This is a genomic window from Mongoliibacter sp. (assembly GCF_007692705.1).
GTDB lineage: Bacteria > Bacteroidota > Bacteroidia > Cytophagales > Cyclobacteriaceae > Mongoliibacter.
Genome location: NZ_REBN01000111.1, coordinates 1 through 2822 on the forward strand (window position 1 = coordinate 1; position 2822 = coordinate 2822).

A 2822-nucleotide genomic window follows, 5' to 3' on the forward strand; every position below is an offset into this window, starting at 1 on the left:
AGACTTTCTGCATTGATCAATAATATTTCATCCAGAGCAATTCCGCTGAAATGCTGAAAATCTCCTGTATAGTGCCCAATAAAATTGAAATACTCAGTATTGGGTGAAGGGGTAAAATACAGGTGCTTTCTCCAGTCATTTTCATCAAACTTTTCAATGAGATCAGTACCTATAAAACTTAAAGGACTTGTCAAAAATTGAGAAGACCCTCCGTTTTCATAATAGATTATTTCCTTATTTAAAACCGGGATGGGATATTCAAACATTGGTATAGGGAATTGCTTATCCATAGCAATTTCCTCATAGCTCATCAAGGAAAAATTACTATCCAGCACTTTTTGGGAATATTCATATGACTTTTGATAATCACCCAATAACAAATATAGCCTTGCCAACAATCCATTAGCAGCACTTTTTGTTGGATATATCAAATTTGGTTGATTTTCGGGCAGGAAAGTCAATGCTTCATTTAAGTCTTTAAAAATCCTGTCATATACTTCTCCAATTGCAGAAGGCCCTTGGTAATCATTGACATCTATATTTAGCTTAATCGGAACGCCGGGGTTTTGAAGATCATTGGATTCAAGTACAGGCTGGGAAAAAAACTGTAAAAGAGATGCATGGGAATTTGCTCTGTGAAATAAGGCCATCCCAATCAGGTTTTGGAGGTCTTCTTCCTCTTTCATGTTGAAAGGTTCAATATCCTGTGCCGTTTCCAGGATCAAATTGGCGTGGAAGATAGTCCGGTATGGTGTAAACCAATATCCGTTAGAGCCATCTACATCATAAAGTTCCCTGTTCCATTTGTAGGCATCTCTTAAAAAATCAATTGAAAATCCCTGATAACCGTCATCATTGGTAAACATATCATCGGACAATATCACACCGAGATTAATGCCGAAATTCATAACCGGCGCGTTGGCCAAGATTGAATAAAGATCATCAATGGTGGTCGGTACTATTATTCTTTTGGAAGGCTTTTCGTCCAAAAACCCCTCGCAGGCTGATATCAGAAATAGCCCCAGAATTATCAATACTGTTTTATTTTTCATGGTCAAAATATTTAATGATTGTCAATTAGAAATCTATCCTCAACCCAAGTGCTATACTCCTTGGAGGAGGTATATTCTGGAAATCGGGATCCACATCAAACTGGGTCTTCTTCCAGAGTATTCCGATATTATTGATATAAGTGTACAACTCGGCACTCCTGAATGGAAGCCATGGATTTGAACTTCTTGAAAGGCTATATCCTGCTCTTATATCCTGAAGACGGATATGGTCAGCCCGTTCGACCAAAGTCTCAGAATAAGTATGTATAAATTGTCTGAAATTATTATTGGTAGCAGGCATAGAGGGTATGGAGGTAAACTGTTCATCACCTGGCTGTGTCCACCTCTGAGAATAATCTTTGTGGGAAATCCTTCCCGCAAACAGGTCGGTATAATTCACAGACTGCCTCCTGAAATAATAATCCAGCCTAAAAGAAATGTTGGCCGAAAGGTTGAAGTTTCCTATGTGCACGGTATTCCTTAAAGCCCCGAATGTCTGTGGCCTGGCTGAACCATGGAAAATCAAATCCTCAGGTAATGTCTGTAACCTGATCCCAACGAAATTTGTACTTGGTTCACCATTCAGGTAACCAATGGGGTTTCCTGTATCGGGATCCAGTCCTCCTGACCGCATACTGAATACGGAAAACAGGGGCTTTCCCGGATAAGGCGTCACGCCAAAGGAAGATAGCAGGTTGACAATCTGAGTGGGTGCTTCATAGTTAACAACCTCTTCCCGCGCCCTACTGAAAAACAGGTTGATGTCCCAGCTTACTTTTCCCTTCACAGGCCTTGACTGAAGGGTAAGGTCCCATCCTTTTGTCCTAGTGTCTGCAAAATTTCCCCTGATGGTATTGAAACCTGTGGAAGGGGCTACCGGGAAATCCCCTATAAGGTCAACCCCTTCTTTGATGTAATATTCAAAACCGACGTCAAGCAAGTCATTCTTCATCCCCATGTCCAGTCCTAGATTGACTGTACTGATCTTCTCCCAGCGCAGATTCCTGTTTGGAGGGTTTCTGATTATGGCGTAGCGTTCTCCGGGATTTATAGCAAAGCCTTCTGTCACAAAATAGTTGGCAGTAGTGAAAGCGCTCATTGTTCTGTCCACATTCCCATTGTATCCATAAGTACTTCTGAGCCTGAGGAAGGGAAGCAGGGAGGAATTGTAGAATCCTTCTTCGGAAATGATCCATGAAAGACCGGAAGACCAAAGCGGAACGGCTCTTTGATTGGTCTCCACTCCAAAGAGGTTGGAGGCATCCCTTCTGGCACTCGCTGTAAATACCAGCCTGTTGTCATAGGAAAGGCTGATGTTTCCGAAATAGGAATAGAACCTGTCTACCATACCGTCATGATCAATACCTGATGGAATGGCTGAAAGGCTGTTGTTGGGGTTGATCCTGAACTGGCTGGAAAGATCCACGGGCAGGCTTACAGCAAACCTGTTGTCATATCCATAAAATCTATTGGCAGAGAGCGTAGTGGTGACATCCTTAAACTCTGCACCTGCAATGCCATTGAGCTGGAAGAACTTTCCAAGCTTCCTATCAGCCCTTATTTGTGCTCTTCCATAGTTTCCTTCCGCAAAGCTGTTTCTTACATCCATAAACCCTCCCAAAGGTACCGGCCTGAAAAGTGTGCCGTCTGGATTGGTCTGGGTAAACCTGTTGATCAGGTGCCTGGCCTCAAAACTTTCCGTAGGACGGTAGTTCCTTCCCGAAGACTGGTTTTTCCAATGCTGGAAAAGTACCTCTGCTTTTAGCCAGC

1 protein-coding gene and 1 pseudogene are annotated in these 2822 nt (G+C 42.6%); both read right to left on the reverse strand.

Features of this window, described 5'->3' with window-relative positions:
- A partial coding sequence (locus EA341_RS04835; protein ID WP_293011827.1) for a RagB/SusD family nutrient uptake outer membrane protein occupies positions 1 to 1052 on the reverse strand: 1052 nt, incomplete at its 3' end.
- A 25-nt stretch (positions 1053 to 1077) separates the two neighbouring features.
- Positions 1078 to 2822 (reverse strand): annotated as a pseudogene (locus EA341_RS04840) (TonB-dependent receptor); the annotation flags it as partial.